15 protein-coding genes are annotated in these 17,915 nt (G+C 70.2%); 8 read left to right on the plus strand and 7 right to left on the minus strand.

Annotated elements, in window-relative coordinates:
• On the plus strand, nucleotides 1–1,824 hold the full coding sequence (gene glmS, locus PGN12_10575; protein MEH3104339.1) for a glutamine--fructose-6-phosphate transaminase (isomerizing): 1,824 nt from the start codon (nucleotides 1–3) through the stop codon (nucleotides 1,822–1,824).
• Between the two features lie 2 nt (nucleotides 1,825–1,826).
• Here glmS and PGN12_10580 read toward each other — a convergent pair whose 3' ends face one another.
• The 3 genes from PGN12_10580 to PGN12_10590 are packed head-to-tail and all read right to left on the minus strand — an operon-like array spanning nucleotide 1,827 to nucleotide 6,373.
• Nucleotides 1,827–3,269, minus strand: a complete 1,443-nt coding sequence (locus tag PGN12_10580) for an NAD(P)/FAD-dependent oxidoreductase (GenBank protein MEH3104340.1) — start codon at nucleotides 3,267–3,269, stop codon at nucleotides 1,827–1,829.
• 36 nt (nucleotides 3,270–3,305) lie between these two features.
• Complete coding sequence (locus PGN12_10585) at nucleotides 3,306–5,363, minus strand: TonB-dependent receptor (protein ID MEH3104341.1); 2,058 nt, start codon at nucleotides 5,361–5,363, stop codon at nucleotides 3,306–3,308.
• Nucleotides 5,364–5,386: 23 nt separating this feature from the next.
• Nucleotides 5,387–6,373, minus strand: a complete 987-nt coding sequence (locus PGN12_10590) for an alpha/beta hydrolase (GenBank protein MEH3104342.1) — start codon at nucleotides 6,371–6,373, stop codon at nucleotides 5,387–5,389.
• Nucleotides 6,374–6,731: 358 nt separating this feature from the next.
• Between PGN12_10590 and PGN12_10595 the strand changes: the two genes are divergently transcribed.
• Together PGN12_10595 and PGN12_10600 are read left to right on the plus strand one after the other, a co-directional pair.
• A complete protein-coding gene (locus PGN12_10595) occupies nucleotides 6,732–7,802 on the plus strand; it encodes a LacI family DNA-binding transcriptional regulator (protein MEH3104343.1) in 1,071 nt (356 codons plus the stop codon).
• A 62-nt stretch (nucleotides 7,803–7,864) separates the two neighbouring features.
• Nucleotides 7,865–9,583 carry an asparagine synthase-related protein gene (locus PGN12_10600; protein MEH3104344.1) on the plus strand — a complete coding sequence of 573 codons (1,719 nt, stop codon included), beginning with the start codon at nucleotides 7,865–7,867 and terminating at the stop codon, nucleotides 9,581–9,583.
• Here PGN12_10600 and PGN12_10605 read toward each other — a convergent pair.
• The 3 genes from PGN12_10605 to PGN12_10615 form a co-directional block, all read right to left on the minus strand.
• Complete coding sequence (locus tag PGN12_10605) at nucleotides 9,549–10,496, minus strand: alpha/beta hydrolase (protein MEH3104345.1); 948 nt, start codon at nucleotides 10,494–10,496, stop codon at nucleotides 9,549–9,551. The two genes, PGN12_10600 and PGN12_10605, sit on opposite strands and share 35 nt — an antisense overlap.
• Nucleotides 10,497–10,793: 297 nt before the next feature.
• Nucleotides 10,794–11,852: a deoxyhypusine synthase gene (locus PGN12_10610; GenBank protein ID MEH3104346.1), complete on the minus strand. Its 1,059-nt coding sequence runs from the start codon at nucleotides 11,850–11,852 to the stop codon at nucleotides 10,794–10,796.
• A 109-nt stretch (nucleotides 11,853–11,961) separates the two neighbouring features.
• Nucleotides 11,962–13,194: a type III PLP-dependent enzyme gene (locus PGN12_10615; GenBank protein ID MEH3104347.1), complete on the minus strand. Its 1,233-nt coding sequence runs from the start codon at nucleotides 13,192–13,194 to the stop codon at nucleotides 11,962–11,964.
• Nucleotides 13,195–13,343: 149 nt separating this feature from the next.
• Between PGN12_10615 and PGN12_10620 the strand changes: the two genes are divergently transcribed.
• Nucleotides 13,344–14,306, plus strand: coding sequence for a threonine/serine dehydratase (locus tag PGN12_10620; GenBank protein ID MEH3104348.1), 963 nt, complete (start codon nucleotides 13,344–13,346; stop codon nucleotides 14,304–14,306).
• Nucleotides 14,303–14,485, plus strand: a complete 183-nt coding sequence (locus PGN12_10625) for a hypothetical protein (GenBank protein MEH3104349.1) — start codon at nucleotides 14,303–14,305, stop codon at nucleotides 14,483–14,485. The genes PGN12_10620 and PGN12_10625 overlap by 4 nt, the downstream gene beginning before the upstream one ends.
• Nucleotides 14,486–14,743: 258 nt before the next feature.
• Here the strand turns inward: PGN12_10625 and PGN12_10630 are convergent, their stop codons facing one another.
• The gene (locus PGN12_10630) at nucleotides 14,744–15,400 is read right to left on the minus strand and encodes an alpha/beta hydrolase (protein ID MEH3104350.1); all 657 of its coding nucleotides are present in this window, start codon (nucleotides 15,398–15,400) and stop codon (nucleotides 14,744–14,746) included.
• 72 nt (nucleotides 15,401–15,472) lie between these two features.
• Here PGN12_10630 and PGN12_10635 point away from each other — a divergent pair, with 72 nt between their 5' ends.
• The 3 genes from PGN12_10635 to PGN12_10645 are packed head-to-tail and all read left to right on the plus strand — an operon-like array spanning nucleotide 15,473 to nucleotide 17,897.
• Nucleotides 15,473–16,537 carry an aminotransferase class V-fold PLP-dependent enzyme gene (locus PGN12_10635; GenBank protein ID MEH3104351.1) on the plus strand — a complete coding sequence of 355 codons (1,065 nt, stop codon included), beginning with the start codon at nucleotides 15,473–15,475 and terminating at the stop codon, nucleotides 16,535–16,537.
• Nucleotides 16,534–17,613 (plus strand): cysteine desulfurase family protein, encoded by a 1,080-nt coding sequence (locus PGN12_10640; protein ID MEH3104352.1) that lies wholly within the window; start codon nucleotides 16,534–16,536, stop codon nucleotides 17,611–17,613. Before PGN12_10635 ends, PGN12_10640 begins: the two co-directional genes overlap by 4 nt.
• Entirely contained in the window at nucleotides 17,610–17,897 is a 288-nt protein-coding gene (locus tag PGN12_10645; GenBank protein ID MEH3104353.1) for a 2Fe-2S iron-sulfur cluster-binding protein, read from the plus strand. The genes PGN12_10640 and PGN12_10645 overlap by 4 nt, the downstream gene beginning before the upstream one ends.
• Nucleotides 17,898–17,915: the final 18 nt, after the last annotated feature.

The raw sequence follows: 17,915 nt of genomic DNA on the forward strand, positions 1-17,915 counted from the left end.
ATGTGCGGTATCGTCGGTATCCTCGGCCATGACGATGTGGCCGATCGCCTGCTCGACGGGCTCAAGCGGCTCGAATATCGTGGTTATGACTCCGCCGGGATCGCGACGATCGTCGATGGCGCGATCGAGCGGCGGCGCGCGTCGGGCAAGCTGGTCAACCTCGGCAAGGAACTCGCCGCGCATCCGCTGCCCGGCACGACCGGCATCGCACACACGCGCTGGGCGACGCATGGCGGGCCGACCACCAACAACGCGCACCCCCACGCGACCGACGAAGTTGCGGTTGTTCACAACGGGATTATCGAGAACTTCAAGACGCTGCGTGAGGAGTTGCAGGCGCGCGGGCGGGTCTTCACCAGCGAGACCGACACCGAGGTCGTCGCGCATCTGATCAGCGAGCAGGTCGAGGGCGGCAAGTCGCCGGTCGAGGCGGTGCGCGAGGTGCTGCCGCGCCTGCACGGCGCGTTCGCGCTGGCGATTTTGTTTCGCAGCCACCCGGACTTGCTGATCGGCGCGCGGCTCGGCTCGCCGCTGGTGGTCGGCTATGGCGACGATGAGACGTATCTGGGCTCGGACGCGCTGGCGCTGGCACCGCTGACGCAGCGGATCGCCTATCTGGAAGAGGGCGATTGGGTGGTCTGCGCGCGCCACGGCACGCAGGTCTATGATCGCGACAACGTGGCCGTAGAGCGGCCGGTCACGATCTCGGGTGTGACCGGGGCGTTGATCGACAAGGGTAATCACCGGCATTTCATGCAGAAGGAGATCTACGAACAGCCGATCGTGGTCGCGCAGACGTTGCGCAGCTACCTCCAGCGGTTCGAGGGCAAGATCGTGCTGCCGATCCCCGACTTCGACCTGTCGGGCATCAAGCGCGTGACGATCGTGGCGTGTGGAACCAGCTTCTATGCCGGGATGGTCGCCAAATACTGGTTCGAGCAGTTCGCGCGCGTGCCGGTCGATCTCGATGTCGCCAGCGAGTTCCGTTACCGCGCGCCGGTGATGGAAGAGGGCGGATTGTCGTTGTTTATCAGTCAGTCGGGTGAGACTGCTGACACGCTGGCTGCACTGCGCCACGCCCGGTCGGAGGGGCAGACGATCGCCGTCGTCGTCAACGTGCCGACCAGCACGATGGCGCGCGAGGCGGATCTGCTCCTGCCCACCCACGCCGGGCCGGAGATCGGGGTCGCATCGACCAAGGCCTTCTCTTGCCAGCTTTCCGTACTGGCGGCGCTGGCGGCGAACCTCGCCAAGGCGAAGGGGCGGCTGAGCGAGAGCGAGGAGCGCAGCATCGTGCGGCAGCTCGCCGAGGCACCGGCCGCGATCAACGGCGCGCTGGCGTATGACGAGTCGATCGAGGCGATCGCGGGGGTGATCGCGAGTGCGCGCGACGTGCTGTATCTAGGACGCGGCACCGACTATCCGCTGGCGCTGGAAGGGGCGTTGAAACTCAAGGAAATCAGCTACATCCACGCCGAAGGTTATGCGGCGGGCGAGATGAAGCATGGGCCGATCGCGTTGATCGACGAGAATGTTCCCGTTGTGGTGATCGCCCCTTCCGGGCCGTTGTTCGACAAGACCGTCAGCAATATGCAGGAAGTGCAGGCGCGTGGCGGAAAAGTTCTGCTCATCAGCGATTACGACGGGGTCGAGGCGGCGGGCGATGGCTGTGTCGCGACGATCACCATGCCCAAGGTCCATCCGCTGATCGCGCCGATCGTCTATGCGGTGCCGGTGCAGCTACTTGCCTATCACGTGGCGGTCGCGAAGGGGACGGACGTCGACCAGCCGCGCAACCTCGCGAAAAGCGTAACGGTCGAATAAGGCTAGCGGAAATGCAGCACGCCGTCGTCGAGGCGGCTGCGCATCGTCAGTGCGTCGCGGACGTAATTTTGCTGGACCCGCCATGGAACGCGCTTGCCCTGGCGGGGCAGCCATTCGGCAACGCGTTGAATATAGCCGGAATTGAGGTCGAGAATCGGGGTGGTGGCTTCCTCCGCGGCTTGCGGCACGGGGGTGGCGATGGTCGTGCCGGTGGCGTCCATGTGGTCGAGCAGGCGGGCGACGAAGCGGGCGCTGAGGTCGCTGCGCAATGTCCAGGACGCGTTGGTGTAACCCGTTGAAAAGGCCATGTTTGGGACGTCGCTGACCATCGCGCCCTTGTAGACGAGGTGGCGGTGGAGATCGATCGGGCGGCCGTCGACGGAGAGAGTGGCGCCGCCCATCAGCTTCAGGCGTAGGCCGGTGGCGGTGACGATCAGGTCGGCGGGGAGAATGTCGCCTGATGTCAGGGTGATACCGTTCGCCGTGAAGCGGTCGATCGTGTCGGTGACGATCGCCGCGCGGCCGTCGCGCAGGACGGTGAACAGGTCGCTGTCGGGCACGAGGCACAGCCGCTGGTCCCATGGATTGTACTTCGGCGTCAGATGCTTGGCGACGTCATAGCCGTCGCCGAGGGCGGTGCGTTGTTGCTTGGCGATCTGGCGCTTGACCAGCTCCGGCCGGCGGCGGGCGAGGGTGTAGCTGCCGATGCCGTAAGCGATGCTTTTCCAGCGGGTTAGCGTATCGGCCAGCCGCGCGGGGAGGATGCGGTGGAGCGCCGCCCCGACGCGGTCGCGGGCGGGCATCGCGACGATAAACGTCGGAGAACGCTGGAGCATCGTCACGTGCGCCGCGCCCTGCGCGACGAGGGCGGGGACGAGCGTGACGGCGGTGGCGCCGGAGCCGATCACCACCACGCGTTGCCCGGTGACGGACAGGTTCGCCGGCCATGCCTGCGGGTGCACGATCTTGCCCGAAAATACCCCCATGCCGGGCCATTCCGGGGCATGGCCACGCGCATAATCGTAATAGCCGGAGCAGAAAAACAGGAAACGGCACGTTATCTGTGCGAAAGTGCCGTCGACCTCGTAGCGGACGGTCCAGCGCGCCGCGTCGCTCGACCATTCGGCAGCCGTGACGCGGTGGCGAAAACGGATGTGGTGGTCGATACCGAAGGCGCGCGCGGTGTCGCGGAGGTAGGCGAGGATGTCGGCGCCGTCCGCGATCGTCTTCTCGCCGCGCCACGGATGGAACGGGAAGCCGAGCGTCGTCATGTCCGAATCCGAGCGGATGCCGGGATAGCGGAACAGGTCCCAGGTGCCGCCGATCGCGTCGCGCGCCTCGAAGATCGCCCAACGCCGGTCGGGGCGATCGTGACCGATGCGGTAGGCCGCGCCGATCCCCGACAGGCCGGCGCCGACGATCAGCACGTCGAGATGCTCGTTCATGCCGCCTCCCTTACGGGCGCGGACCGGCGCTTGTCATCACGAGCGCAGGCGGACGCCGATCCACAGCGTTCGCGGAGTGGCGCGCTCGACCACGCCGGTGCCGCTGATCCCCGCCTCGACGCGGGCGTCGAAGACGTTTTCGGCGCGCGCCTCGATCGCGATCCGGCGGGTGAGCGGGAGCGCGGCATAGCCGTCGAGCGTCGTCGCGGCGGCGAGGGTGCGGCTGTTCTGGTCGTCCTCGAATTGCGCGGCGCTGTGGCGGAGCGTCGCCGAGAGCGCGGCGTCCTGTTGCCGCCAGCCGAGTGCGGCCGAAACCAGATCGCGCGGGGTCTGCGCCGGGCGGAGGTCGTCGAGCGGGGCGGCGCTGCCCGAGGCGCGGACGTGCGGATTGACGTGGCTCCACGAGGCGCTGGCGAACCATGGGCCGTGGTCCCAGCGCGCATCCAGCTCGACGCCGGTCGACTCGATCGCATCTAGGTTCTGGCGCACGCGGTAGGTGCCGCCGGCCGCGACGAAGCCGACGCCGGGGAAGGTGCCGGGGCCACGCCCGGCGGTGACGTTGCTGATCGCGTCGAAGAGGCGGTTCCAGAACAGGGTGCCGGTCAGGCTGACCCCGCCGACCGGCACCAGGGTCACGCCGCCGTCGACGCCGGTCAGCCGCTCGGGCGAGAGCAAGGCGTTGGCGGCGACCGCGTCGGTGCCGACGCGGAACGGCCGGTAGAGTTCGTTGAGCGTCGGCAGCCGCCAGCCGCGATAGGCGGAGGTGCGCAGCGTCAGCGGCGGCGCGATCGTCCACGCCGCCCCGGCACGCCCGGTCCATTCGGTCCCCGAGCGGTCGGCGAAGTCGCTGGTGGTCAGCGCTGCGCCGTTGACGAGCGCGGTCTCGCGCAGGCGGCCGTCGGTCAGCTGCCAGCGATCGACGCGCCCGCCGAGCGTCAGCGTCAGCGCACCGGCGGTCAGCGTGCCGTCGCCGAACACGCCCCAGTTGCGCGCCGCGCCGCCCGCGACGCGGCGGCGGGTCGGGAGGCCGGCGACATAGGTATAGAGTTCCTGCGTCCGCCCGTCGACGCGGCGGATGTCGGCGCCGAAGCGCAGGTCGCGCCCGGTGCCAAGCCGCGGCGCCAGCTCGATCCGGCCGCCGACGCCGGTCGCCGGCGTGTTGTACTGGTCGAGCGTCTGCGTCGCGGTCTGGCGCGCGGCATCGACGCTTGCGAATTGCGACGCGAAGGCGCGGGTCTGGAGATAGGCGAGCGCCGACCAGCCGAGCGCACCGCGCCCGACGAAGCGCAGGCTGGCGTCGGCGCCCTCGCTGCGGTTGGTGGTGAAGGCGGTGCCGCGCGCGCGCGTGTCGGTGAAGCCGGAGACGTTGGCCTGCACCTCGGTCGAGGGCGCGACGGTGACGACGGTGCGCGCGGCGGCGGAGAATTGCTCATAGGGCGCGGGGCGGTCGGCGGGGCCGCGCTGCGCGGCGACGGTGGGGATGAAGCCGTCGCCGCGCGCATAAGCGGCAGAGAGTGTCGCGAAGCCCGCGCCGCGTTCGAGCAGCGCCGAGGCGGTGGCGTCGAGGGCGTTGCGGCTGCCATAGACGAGGTCGGCGGCGAGCGCCGGCTGGTCGCGCGGGCCGCCGCTGTCGATCTCGACCGTGCCCGCCAGCGCGCCCGGGCCGAAATAGCCGCTGCCGCCGCCGCGCGTGACGCGGATCGCGCCGATCCGGTCGGTGGCATAAGCGGGGAACGGCACCCAGCCGCCGAATGGATCGGTCTGCGGCACGCCGTCGAGGATCAGCAACGCGCGGCTGGAGGCATTGCCGCCGACCCCGCGCAGCGAGATGCCCTGACTGGTGGGGTTGGCCGAGCGCGAATCGGCGCGGCGGAATTGCTGGAGCCCGGCGACGTCGGCGAGGACGCCTTCAAGGCGGTTGCTGGCGTTCTCGCGGATGCGCGCGGCGTCGAGTGTCACGACCGACGCGGCCTTGTCGCCCGGTCGCGGCGAAAGGCCGCGGCCGCGCACGACCACCTCCTCGCCCTCCTGCGCGGCGGCCGGCGTGGTGAGCGTGCCGGCGAGCAGCAGGGCGGTGGACAGGCGTTTCATCATCGTCCTTGGGGTGGCAGTGCGAGTCAGGTCGCCGGTGCCGCGGGGAAAATGCTCAGCCGCGTTGCAAAAGCGGAGAAGAGCGTCGGCCAGGCCGCCGCCGGCGTGCCCGCGGGCAGGCGGACGCCGAAACCATGGCCGCCCTTGTCGAAGGCGTGCAACTCGGAGGGGCGCTGTGCGGCGAGCAGCGCCTGATAGAGCGCGAGGCTGTTGGCGATCGGGACGAGCCCGTCGTCACTGGCGTGCGCGAGGAAGATCGGCGCGGTCTGCGCGTCGACATGACGCTCGACCGAGGCGGCGCGGCGGGCGGCCTCATCGGAGGGGATGCCGAGCAGATTGTCGCGCGAGCCGACATGCGTGAACGGTTCGGCGAGCGAGACGACCGGGTAGATCAGCCCGGCGAGGTCGGGACGCGCCGACAGCCGGTCGCTGGCGTCGACCGGCGCATAGGTGCGTTCGGCATGGCGGGTCGCGAGGCTGCCGGCGAGATGCCCGCCGGCCGAGAAGCCGATCACCGCGACGCGTTTCGCATCGACGCCGTAACGCGCGGCATGGGCGCGGATCAGCCGCAGCCCGCGCTGCGCGTCCTGCAGCGGCACCTGCGCGCGGTCGCGCCAGCCTTCGCCGGGCAGGCGATAGGTAAGGATGAAGCAGGTGACGCCGCGCGCGGTGAGCCAGCGCGCCTGCTCCTCGCCCTCGTTGTCCCAGGCGAGGAAGCCATAGCCGCCGCCGGGGATCAGCATCACCGCCGCGCCGTTCGGCCGCGCCGGACGGCGGACGGTGAGCGTCGGCATCGCGATGCCGGTCAGCCAGCGGTCGTTGAAGCCGGGGGTCTTCGAGCGTTGTTCGACCTTGCGGGTCGGCAGCGTGGCGGGTGCGCCGGGTGGCGAGGCGGGCCAGAGCGGCAGCGTCTCGTCGCCTGCTTGCGCGGCGACGATCGCGGGCGCGAGCGGGGCAGCGGCAAGTGCGGCGAGCAGCGCGCGGCGGGTGGGGGCGTCGATCGTCGCGGCCATGCTATCTCTCTCCGAGGATTATTGCGCTTCGCTTAGGGTTTGTGTGGGGTTGCAACAAGGTGGTGGCATCGGTTTCCCTCGCGCCTGGACAGGGGAGAGGGATAGCGAAGCTTGCCAGCCCGCTGGCTAGCGTAGCTAGGGTGAGGGGTCGAGCGAGCCCGGCGGGCTCGCGCGCTCGCATCCGCGAGCGCTCACCCCTCACCCAGCTCCGACTAAGACTTTGCTGCGCAAAGCCTAAGTCTGCGCAACCCTCTCCCCTCTGCGAGGGGCGAGGGCAGAAGACACTCACCTGTGAACGCTATCATCAAAATGTGCGGGAGTGACTTACCTGCGGCAAGGTTGATGCTAAGCAGGGCGGATGACGGGGGAGAGACGCAAGCGACGCTCGGGCGTGCCGACGATCGCCGATGTGGCACAGCTGGCCGGCGTGTCGCAGATGACGGTGTCGCGCGTCATCAATGCCGAGGGCAATGTCCGCGCCGAAACACGCGACGCCGTCAATGCGGCGATCCGGCAACTCGATTATTCGCCCAACCCGGCGGCGCGGCGGCTGGCGGGCGCGGCGCAGCTGCGGATCGGGCTGCTGTTCAGCAATCCCAGCGAATCGTATCTGAGCGCCTTCCTGCTCGGCAGCCTCGATCAGGCGGGGCGGTCCGACATCCAGTTGATCGTGCAGAAATGCGAGCTGGACGATCATGAGGGCGATGTCGCGGCGCGGTTGATCGCGGGCGGGATCGACGGCGTGATCCTGCCGCCGCCCTTGTGCGATTCGCCGGTGGTGCTCGACGTGCTGCTGGCGGCGGGGATTCCGACCGTCGCGGTGGCGACCAGCGCGCCGCCGCCGCAGGTCGGCGCGGTGGCGATCGACGACCGCGGCGCGGCGGCGGCGATGACCGCGCATCTGCTCGCGCTGGGGCATCGCCGGATCGGCTTCATCCGCGGCAACGACAATATCCATGCCAGCGCCGAGCGGCTGGCGGGCTATCGCGCCGCCCTGATCGCGGCGGGGCAGGCGCCCGACGACGCGCTGGTCGCGAACGGGCTGTTCGATTACCGCTCCGGGCTGGTCGCCGCCGAGCGGTTGCTCGACATGGCCGAGCCGCCGACCGCGATCTTCGCAAGCAACGACGATATGGCGGCGGCGTCGGTGGCGGTGGCGCATCGCCGCGGGCTGGACGTGCCGCGCGACCTGACGGTGTGCGGGTTCGACGATAGCGCGCTGGCGACGACGATCTGGCCCGAGCTGACCACGATCCGCCAGCCGATCGCGGACATGAGCCGCGCGGCGATCGAGCTGCTGGCCGGTATGCTGTCCGAGCGTCGCGAGGCGGGACGCGGTGCGGCGAAGCAGGTGACGCTGGACTATACGCTGGTGCGGCGGGGGTCCGACGCGCCGCCGCGCCCGGCTGCCGCCGAACGGGGTCGCTGAACCGCACCGCGCGTGATAGCGCGCGGCGGTCATCGGTGACGGGCGTGGAGATATGACGGTGCGTGACGGCGTGGCAGCGGGGCGCGGCTGAGATGGGCGCGATCGCCGGGCTGTTCCATCCCTCGACCCCCAAGCCGGTCGATCCGGCGCGCGTCCGCGCGATGGCGGCGGCGATGGCGCATCGCGGGCCGGACGGCGCGGGCGAATGGACCGCGCCGGGGGTCGGCTTCGCGCACCGGCGGCTGGCGGTGATCGGGGGCGCCGCGGCGACGCAGCCGGTCGCGACCGCGGACCTGCGCTATGCCGCGATGCTCGACGGGACGATCCTGAACCATGCGGCTTTGCGCGACGAGCTGCGCGGGTTGGGGCATCGCTTCGCGGGGGAGGGCGATGCGGAGGTGGTGCTGCACGGCTTTGCGGCGTGGGGGCCGGCGTTGCTCGACCGGCTGGAGGGGGCGTTCGCGATCGCGGTGCACGACGCGGCGACGCAGACGCTGTTCCTCGCGCGCGACCGGCTGGGGGCCAAGCCGCTGCATCTGGCGATGCTGCCGGATGGCGCGCTGATCTTCGCATCCGAGCTGAAGGGGTTGCTCGCGCATCCGTTGCTGCGGCGCGTGCCCGATGCGGCGGCGGTCGGGGACTATCTGACACTGGGGTATGTGCCCGACGACGCCTGCGTGATCGCGGGGGTGGAGAAGCTGCCGGCGGGGCATTTCCTGCTGGTCGAGCGCGGGCGGCCGGTGCGCGGCGCGCGGCGGTGGTGGGGCTTGGCCGACGCGGGCGAGGCACCGGCAGAGGCGCTGCTGCCCGAGCTGCGCGCGGCGGTGGCGCGGGGGGCCGCCGCCGCGCGGCCGGTGGCGCTGCTGCTCGGCGGGCTGGGCGATGCGGCGGTGGTCGCGCTGGCGGCGGAGGCGAGCGCGAAGGCGGTGGCGACGGTCGGTGTCGGCGACGAAGGTGGGGTGGCGGCGCGGTTCGCGACCGCGCATCGGCAAGCGGCGCTCGATGACCTGCCGGGATTGCTGGATGATCTGGTGGCGGCGTTTGACGAGCCGTGCGGCGATCCGGCGGCGCTGGCGGCGATCGTCGCGGCGCGCGGGAGCGGGCCGGTCGTGATGTCGGGGGCCGGCGCGTCGCTGCTGCTGGACGGCGGACGCTGGCGGCGGTTCGCACGGCGCGAGCGCTGGCGGCGGTGGCGGTGGACGCTGCCGGGGCTGGGCGAGGCGCGGGCGGATTATGCGCTGGCGGTCGGCGCGGTGGACGTGGGTGAGGTGTGGCGGGCGCAGGCGCTCGCGCAGCGGTTCGGGGCGGCATGGGGTGCGGGCGATCCGCTGGAGGCCGCGCTGCGCACCGATCTGGCGACGCGACTGCCGGGGCAGGTGCTGACGATCGCCGATCGCGCCGGGATGGCGGCGGGAGCGGAGTGGCGGACGCCGTTCGCCGATCCGGCGCTGGTGACGTTCGTGCTGTCGCTGCCGGCCGGGGTGCGGGGGGCGCGGACCTCGCCGCTGGTCGGGGCGATGGCGCGGCATCTGCCGGCGATGCCCGTCACCGCGCCGTCGCTGCCGGTGTCGCAATGGTTGCGGGGGGCGCTGGCGGCGGACGTGGCGCGGCTGGAACGGTCGCGGCTTCTCGCCGAGCTGGGGTGGTTCGACACGGCGCGGATCGCGGCGTGGATCAAGCGACACCGCGGCGGGGACGAATCGCGCGACCTGCTGCTGTGGCGGTTGCTGGTGCTGGAGCGGAGCCTCAGCCGGTTGTTCGGCTGGCCAGCGTCCGTTTGATGAACAGGTCGAACAGCTGCGGCCAGTGCGAACCGGGGAGGTCGGGCGGGAGATAGGCGGGGCCGAAGCCGTGGCCGCCTTCCTGAAAGAAATGCGCCTCAACGGTCACGCGCGCGGCCTGACAGGCGGCGAGCATCGCCATCGGCTGCGCCGCGGGGACGACCGGATCGTCGAGCGCGTGGGTGATGAAGATCGGCGGCGTGTCGCGATTGACGCGCCGGTCGGTGTCGAAGCGCGCCGCGCCGAGCGCGCCGACGCGCATCCGGTCGCCGGTGACGACCGGGTAGATCAGCCCGGCATAAGCGGGACGCGCGGGATGGTCGTCGGCGGTGTCGAGCGGCGCGTAGACCGGGTCGGCGTAGGCGGTGGCGATGCTGGCGGCGAGCAGCCCGCCCGCCGAGAAGCCGACCACGCCCAGCCCGGCGGGATCGATCGCGAAATCGGTGGCGCGGGCGCGGATCAGCCGCATCGCACGCTGCGCGTCCTGCAGCGGCACGTCCTGCGGCTCCAGCCAGCCTTCGCCGGGGAGGCGATAGGCGAGGACGAAGACCGTGACGCCGAACGGGTTGAAGGTCCGCGCGACGTTGATCCCCTCGTTCTCGACCGAGAGGTAGCGATAGCCACCGCCGGGGAGCGACAGCAAAGCGCGGCCATCGGGGCGCGTGGGGCGGTAGACGCCCACGACGGGCTCGGCGACGCCGCGCAGGTGGAGTTCGCGGCGCGGAGGCTGGCCGCTCATCTCGTTGTTCGGCGTGGGGAGGCGGCGCGGGCTGTTGGGCGGCCGGTTCGGCCAGAGCGTGAAATGCTCGCGTGGCGGCCATTGGGTGACGTCCTGCGCGGACACCTGCTTTGCGAGCGTGAGGGTGGCGAGGCTGGCCGCTCCGCCGATCAAGGCGCGCCGGTCGATTGGCATCCGTGTCCCTCCGTTGTTTTCGAGAGGGTTATGGCAGGGGTTGAAGAGTGGGTGCAACCATGGCTGTCGTTTCGGCGGGCTTGCGCGCTCCGAATACCACATCGTCATCCCGGACTTGATCCGGGATCCCGCTTCTTCTTTCTCGACTGTCACGAAGAAGCGGGGCCCCGGATCAAGTCCGGGGCGACGAACGAGGGTGGGCCGTCGTGACAGCCACTGACATCGGAGGTTCTGGATTCCCGCCTTCGCGGGAATGACAAAGGGGGAGAGCGACTGTGACTCTCCCCCCGCATCACATCATTTGGTGTCGAACAGCGTCGCCCACTTGCGGGTCGGGCGGTCCTTCCACAGCCCGCGGTGGTAGGCGTCCGACGCCAGCAGCGGCATCACCGAGCCGGCCTCGGCGAACACCATCTGCTCGATGCCGGTGTTGACCTTGCCCCAGCTCGCCGCCTCCTGCAGCGTCGAGGACGAGCAGGCGCCGTCGCGGACGTCGGCGACGGTGATCTGCACCGCATACTTATGCACCTCGACATCCTCGTGCCCGAGGATTTCGGCGCAGACGACGGTGTCCTGAATGAAGTTCTTCGGCACGCCGCCGCCGATCATCAGCAGCCCGGTGGTGCCGGCCTTGATCTTGATGTCGGTCAGCTCGCGGAAGTCGGCGACCGCGTCGATCATCAGATACGGCTTGCCTTCCTTCGCACGGTCGACCTGATGCTTGACGAGGCCGAAGCCCGCCGAGCTGTCGACGAACGCCGGGCAGAAGATCGGCACGTCATGCTCATAGGCGAGCTTGACGAGGCTGTTCTCCTTCTTGCCGTGCTCGACGAGATACTTGCCCATCTCGCGGATGAAGGCGCGCGACGAATAGGCCTTCGGTTCGATCGCATTGCAGATCTCGTAGATCGTGTGGTCGCAGTCCTGAAGCTGCTCCTCGTCGATGTACGTGTCGTAGATGCGGTCGATGTAGAGCGAGCGCAGCGTGTCGTCATCGGGCACCTCGAGCGCCTGATAATGCTTGTGGCCGAGGCCCTCGAAGAAATCCATGTCGACGATGGTGGCGCCGGTGGCGACGATCACGTCGACCATGTTGTTGCGCACCAGCTCGGCATAGAGGTCCATGCAGCCGCCGGCCGAGGTCGATCCGGCGATGACGAGGACGACGGTACAGTCCTTGTCGCCGAGCATCTGGTTGTAGATCTTCGTCGCGCGGCCGAGGTCGCGGCTGGTGAAGCTCATGTCGCTCATCGCGTCGACGATCGGGCGCGCGTCGAAGCTCTTGATGTCGATGTGCTTGACCTGCTTCGACAGCAGTTCCGCCTTGCGGGTGTCGTTGATGGTGGTGTCGGTCATGGGGGCTCCCACAGGGAAATACACGTCGTTCAATGGGGACGCGAAAACCCGAACGATGACGGCGTGCGGAATGTCCGCACGCCGTCACCGGATCACTGAAGTCGGAAGGTTACAGCTTCACGACGTTGCCGGTAACCTGTCGCGGCAGTTCGATGTAGAGCGACTCCATCGGCTCGTCGGTGGCGACCACCGTCTCGTCCGAGGTGAAGCCGTTGAACGCGGTGCGCATCGCCGCGCCGTACGCGCCGAGCATCCCGACCTCGACATAATCGCCGACGGTCACGTCCGCGGGGAGCGGGAACGGACCGGGCATATAGTCCATGTCGTCGCAGGTCGGACCCCACAGGCTGAACGCATGATCGCGGACGGTCGACTCCGGCTCGCGCAGCAGCGCGACCGGGTAGCGCCAGCCGATGTGCGCCGCGTCGAACAGCGCGCCATAGGCGCCGTCGTTAATGTACAGTTCCTCGCCGCGGCGCCGCTCGACGCGCACCACGACCGAGCTGTACTCGGCGCTGAGCGCACGGCCGGGTTCCGCCCAGAGTTCGGCCGAATAGCTGATCGGCAGGCTCTCGAACGCGCGGTGGATCGTCTCAAAGTAGCGCTCCAGCGGCGGCGGGGTCATGCCCGGATAGACCGACGGGAAGCCGCCGCCGACGTCGATGACGTCGACCGTCACCGCCGCACCGACGATCGCCTGACGCACGCGCTCCATCGCCTGTGCATAGGCATCCGGGGTCATCGCCTGCGAACCGACATGGAAGCAGATGCCGAGCGCATCTGCGACCTGACGCGTGGCGAGCAGCAGCTCCTTCGACTCGTCGGGCGCGACGCCGAACTTGGCGCCGAGGCTGAGCTTCGAATGCTCCGACGAGACGCGCAGCCGCACACAGAGCGTGAGGTCCGCCGCGCCGCGGGTGGCACGCACGATCTTCGCCAGCTCTTCCATGCTGTCGAGCGAGAAGGTGCGGACACCGTGCGTGTAATACGCCTCGGCGATCGCTTCCTCGGCCTTGACCGGGTGCATGAAGCACAGGGTCGCGTCCGGCAGGGTGCGGGCGACCAGACGGACCTCGGCGATCGAGGCGACGTCATAGGTCGTCACACCGTTGTCATAGAGCGTGCGTAGCAGCTCCGGGCTCGGGTTCGCCTTGACCGCATACATGGTCCGGCCCGGAAACTTCTCCGTGAAGAAGCGGGCGGCCCGTGCCGCGGCGTGCGGACGAACGATCGTCACCGGCTGGACCGGTTGACGCATGGCGATGTCGATGGCCCCGGCGACGGAATCGGCGGGAACGGTCGAGAGGGGCGCTAACCCCAGCGCGCGATGATGCTGGTGCAACTCAAGGGACCTCCAATTGCCTTTCGGCATACGGTGACAAAAAGCTGCCTTGCGGTTGGAAGTCCCATGGGGCAGCGGAGGCGCGAAATATGATCGCTGGACGTGGATGTAAAGTGTCCATTGCGACGAAAGGTTCAATCGTGACGATTATGCGACAGCCGACCCGCGCCGGGGTGCGTGACGCCGCGGCCAAGGTGGCGGCAGTGCTCCCGCCGACGCCGATTTTGTCGCATGAAATCAGGGGTATGGATGTCGTCTTGAAGGCGGAGTGTCTTCAGCCGATCGGGGCCTTCAAGGTGCGCGGGGCATGGCATCGGCTGACCGCCTTGAGCGACGAATCGAGGCAGCGCGGCGTCGTGGCGTTCTCGTCGGGCAATCATGCGCAGGGCATCGCCTGGGCGGCGAAGCGACTGGGTATTTCGGCAACGGTGGTGATGCCCGCCGACGCGCCGGTCGCCAAGCGCGACTCGACGCTCGCACTCGGCGCGGAGGTGGTGCCGTACGACCGTGCCACGGAGTCGCGCGAGGCGATCGCGGCGCGACTGGCCGAGGCACGCGGGGCGACATTGGTGCCGAGCTTCGACGATCCGTGGGTGATCGAGGGGCAGGGCAGCGCCGGGATCGAGGCCGCGGCGCAGATGGCGGCGGCCGGGCTCGGCGCGCCGCGGCATGTGGTGGTGCCATGCGGCGGGGGCGGGCTGGCGGCGGGGCTGGCGCTGGCGTTGCCCGAGGCGCGGGTGACGGTGGTCGAGCCCGAGGGCTGGGACGACATGCGCCGCAGCCTGGAGGCGAGCTGGATCGAGCCGGTCGGCGACGCGCCGCCGCCGACTGCGTGCGACGCGTTGCAGACGCGGCAGGTGTCGCCGCTGACCTTCGACGTGCTGGCGCGGCGCGATGCGACCGGGGTGGCGGTCAGCGAGGCGGAGATACGCGCGGCGCAGCGCTGGGCTGCGGCGCAGCTGCGGCTGGTGGTCGAGCCGGGCGGCGCGGTGGCGCTGGCGGCGGTGCTGGCGGGGCGGGTCGGGGTCGAGCCGGGGATGCTGGTGATCCTGTCGGGCGGGAACGTCGACCTGGCGGATTATGCGCGCGTGCTGGCGGGGGAAGGGGCGTGAACGCTGCTTCGCTGAGCGGCATCGCGGCGGTCGCGCCGGCGGTGGCGATGCTGGCGGCGTTCGCGTGCGCGATCGGCGGGGGATATTTGCTGGTGAAGCGGCGGCAGCGGCTGAAGGGCGTGCTGATGCTGGTGATGGCCGCGGTGCTGGTGGGGAATGTGCTGATCTGGACGATGTGAGGGTGGGTGAGGGTGGGTGAGGGTGGCGGTTGGTTTGGCGCGCCACCTTCCCCACGGTCGTCATCCCCGCGAAGGCGGGGATCCAGAACCTCTGGGGTTTCGGCCTTTGCGACGACCTGCGCGTCTGGATTCCCGCCTGCGCGGGAATGACGGAGAACGGGCCGCGGGCAAAGCCCGCGTCGTCGGTCCGCGCGGGGCGCCGCCGGCCGGTGAGCCGCGGAAGGCGGGCGCAGGCGGTCGCCTGCGCTTCGGCGCGGCTCACTTGATCGGCGAGTTCGGGTCCAGACGCATGTCGAGGTAATTGTCGACCGACTTCATCAGGTCGTCCATCTCGTGCTCGAAGAAGTGGTTGGCGCGCGGGATCACGTCGTGGTGGATCGTGATGTGCTTCTGCGTGCGCAGCTTGTCGACCAGCTTCTGCGAGGCGAGCGGGGTGGCGACCTCGTCCTCGGCGCCCTGGATGATGATCCCCGACGACGGGCACGGCGCGAGGAACGAGAAATCGAACAGGTTCGCGGGCGGCGCAATCGAGATGAAGCCGCGGATCTCCGGACGGCGCATCAGCAGCTGCATCGCGATCCACGCGCCGAAGCCGAAGCCGGCGACCCAGGTGGTCTGCGCCTCCTGATGGAAGCTCTGCACCCAGTCGAGCGCGGAAGCCGCGTCGGACAGTTCGCCGATGCCATTGTCGAACGTGCCCTGGCTCTTGCCGACGCCGCGGAAGTTGAAGCGCAGCGTGGCGAAGCCGCGGCGCTGGAAGGTCTTGTACAATTCCTGCACGATCTTGTTGTTCATCGTGCCGCCCGCGTTCGGGTGCGGGTGGAGGATCATCGCGACGGGCGCGCGCGGGCGCGGGGCGGGGGCGAAGCGCCCCTCGATGCGGCCTTCGGGTCCGGGAAAGATGACTTCTGGCATGATGACCTTGTGCTTGGACAGGCAGCCGTTGGGGCCGGCGGGAAGCGCGCTATATAGGCCCGAACGCCGAAAATGGAATGTGTCTTGACCGAGCCGCTGTACCTCGACCACGCCGCGACGACTCCGATGACCCCCGCGGCCGTGCAGGCGGTACGGGACGGGATGGGGATGTGGGCCAATCCGTCCTCGCCGCACGCCGCCGGACGCGCGGCGCGCGCGGCGCTGGAGGCGGCGCGGGGGCGGATCGGGGCCGCTTATGGCTGGCGGCACGAGGTGTTGCTGACGAGCGGGGCGAGCGAGTCGCTGGCGATCGCGCTGGGACGGTGCACGCTCGCGCGGCGGATCGTGTCGGCGGTGGAGCATGATGCGGTGCTGCGTGCGGGCGGGCGCGCGGAGGTGCTGCCGGTCGATGCGCTGGGGCGGGTCGATGCGGGGGCGCTGGGCGATGTATCGGGCGCGCTGGTGGCGGTGCAATGGTGCAACAGCGAAACCGGGGTGCGGCAGCCGATCGCCGACATCGCTGCGGCGGTGCAGGAGGGCGGCGGGTTGCTGCTGGTCGATGCCGCGCAGATGCCGGCGTCGGATGAGCTGGCGGACGTGGCGGACTTCGTGGCGGTGTCGGCGCACAAGCGCGGCGGGCCGCCGGGAACGGGCGCGCTGCTGGTGCGCGACGTTGCGACCTTGCATCCGAGCGGCGGGCAGGAACGCGGCTATCGGCCGGGGACCGAGAATCTGCCGGGCGTGCTCGGCCATGCCGCGGCGCTGGACGAGGCGGAGCCGGATCATGGCGAGCGCCGCGCGCGGCTTGATGACGCGATCCGGCGCTCGGGCGGGATCGTCGTCGCGGAAGATGCCGCGCGGCACCCGGCGATCGGCGCCTATCGGATGCCGGGGGTCGCGTCGGCGGCGCAGTTGATCCGCTTCGACTTGGCAGGCATCGCGGTGTCGGCGGGAAGCGCCTGTGCGAGCGGGAGCCTCAAGCCCAGCCATGTGCTGCGCGCGATGGGGTGGAGCGAGGAGGCGTCGCGCGAGGTGGTGCGGGTGAGCTTCGGGCGGACGACGAGCGATGACGACGTCGAGCGCTTCATCGCGGCGTGGCGCGGGGTGGCGCGTGCGACCGGGCGGTTCGCGGCGTGACCTATCTCGATTATCAGGCGACGACCCCGCTCGCGCCAGAGGCGCTGGACGCGATGCTGCCGTGGCTGCGCGACGGCCATGCCAATCCGCATTCGCCGCATCGCGCCGGGCGCGCGGCGAAGGCGGCGGTCGAGGTGGCGCGCGCGCAGGTCGCGGCGCTGTTGCCCGCTGGCGGGCGCGTGGTGTTCACGAGCGGGGCGACCGAGGCGCTCAATTGGGCGATCAAGGGCGTGGGCGGCGCGATCGTGACGCAGGCGACCGAACATGCCGCGGTGCTCGACACCGTGGCGGCGAGCAGGCGCGCGCATGTGGTGCTGCCGGTCGATGGCGGCGGGCGGGTCGCCCCGGACGCGGTCGCAGCGGCGGTGCGCGAGACGGGCGCGCGGCTGGTGGCGGTGATGCTGGTCAACAACGAGATCGGGACGATCCAGCCGGTCGCGGAGATTGCGGCGGCGGTGAAGCCGCTCGGTGCGCTGCTGCTGTGCGATGCGGTGCAGGGGTTCGGTCGCGTTGCGATCCCGGAGGCGTGCGACATGGTCGCGATCTCCGCGCACAAGATCCATGGGCCGAAGGGGATCGGCGCCTTGTGGGTGCGCGACGGCGTGACGCTGATGCCGTTGTTGCATGGCGGGGATCAGGAAGGCGGGCGATCGGGGACGCTGAGTCCGGCTTTGTGCGCGGGGTTCGGGGCGGCGGCGGCACTGGCGAAGGCGCGGATGGCGGACGATGCGGTGGAGGCGGGGCGGCTGTTCGGCGTGGCGCGCGCGCGGCTGAGCGGGTGGACGCTCAATGGCGCCGACGACCAGCGCTGGCCGGGCAATCTGAGCGTGCGGCGCGACGGGCTGGATGTCGCGCGATTGATGAGCGACGTGCGCGACGTGGCGTTCTCGGCGGGGTCGGCGTGCGCGAGCGGGTCGGGGCGGACAAGCCACGTGCTGCGCGCGATCGGGCTGAGCGAGGCGCAGGCGCGATCGACGATCCGCGTCGGCTTCGGGCGCTATACGCGTGAGGATGAAGTGCTGGCGGCGCTCGACCGGTTGGTGGCGGCGGCGGATGCGCAGAAGGTGGCGGCATGAAGGTCTTGTTCGATGGCGACGAGCTGCCGGCGTGCGCGGGGGAGCGGTTGCTCGACGTCGCGCGGCGCAACGGGCTGCCGCTGGAGGGGACGTGCAACGGCGATCTGGCGTGCGCGACCTGCCATGTGATCGTCGACGCCGAGTGGTTCGCGAAGCTGCCGGCGGCGCGCGAGGAAGAGGAGGACATGCTCGACCTCGTCGCCGATGCGCGGCGGACCAGCCGGCTGGCGTGCCAGATCGTGCTGACGCCGGAATTCGACAAGCTTTCTGTTAGCTTACCATAGGGTTCAGGGTCGGTGCAG

Origin of the sequence: Sphingomonas phyllosphaerae, assembly GCA_036946405.1 — a bacterium.
GTDB classification, from domain to species: Bacteria; Pseudomonadota; Alphaproteobacteria; order Sphingomonadales; family Sphingomonadaceae; genus Sphingomonas; species Sphingomonas phyllosphaerae_D.

Excerpts from the sequence above, each read along its gene's own strand:
- glmS (MEH3104339.1), top strand. The coding sequence starts at position 1 with ATGTGCGGTATCGTCGGTATCCTCGGCCATGACGATGTGGCCGATCGC.
- PGN12_10580 (MEH3104340.1), bottom strand. The coding sequence starts at position 3,269 with ATGAACGAGCATCTCGACGTGCTGATCGTCGGCGCCGGCCTGTCGGGG.
- PGN12_10585 (MEH3104341.1), bottom strand. The coding sequence starts at position 5,363 with ATGATGAAACGCCTGTCCACCGCCCTGCTGCTCGCCGGCACGCTCACC.
- PGN12_10590 (MEH3104342.1), bottom strand. The coding sequence starts at position 6,373 with ATGGCCGCGACGATCGACGCCCCCACCCGCCGCGCGCTGCTCGCCGCA.
- PGN12_10595 (MEH3104343.1), top strand. The coding sequence starts at position 6,732 with ATGACGGGGGAGAGACGCAAGCGACGCTCGGGCGTGCCGACGATCGCC.
- PGN12_10605 (MEH3104345.1), bottom strand. The coding sequence starts at position 10,496 with ATGCCAATCGACCGGCGCGCCTTGATCGGCGGAGCGGCCAGCCTCGCC.
- PGN12_10610 (MEH3104346.1), bottom strand. The coding sequence starts at position 11,852 with ATGACCGACACCACCATCAACGACACCCGCAAGGCGGAACTGCTGTCG.
- PGN12_10620 (MEH3104348.1), top strand. The coding sequence starts at position 13,344 with ATGCGACAGCCGACCCGCGCCGGGGTGCGTGACGCCGCGGCCAAGGTG.
- PGN12_10630 (MEH3104350.1), bottom strand. The coding sequence starts at position 15,400 with ATGCCAGAAGTCATCTTTCCCGGACCCGAAGGCCGCATCGAGGGGCGC.
- PGN12_10635 (MEH3104351.1), top strand. The coding sequence starts at position 15,473 with ATGGAATGTGTCTTGACCGAGCCGCTGTACCTCGACCACGCCGCGACG.
- PGN12_10645 (MEH3104353.1), top strand. The coding sequence starts at position 17,610 with ATGAAGGTCTTGTTCGATGGCGACGAGCTGCCGGCGTGCGCGGGGGAG.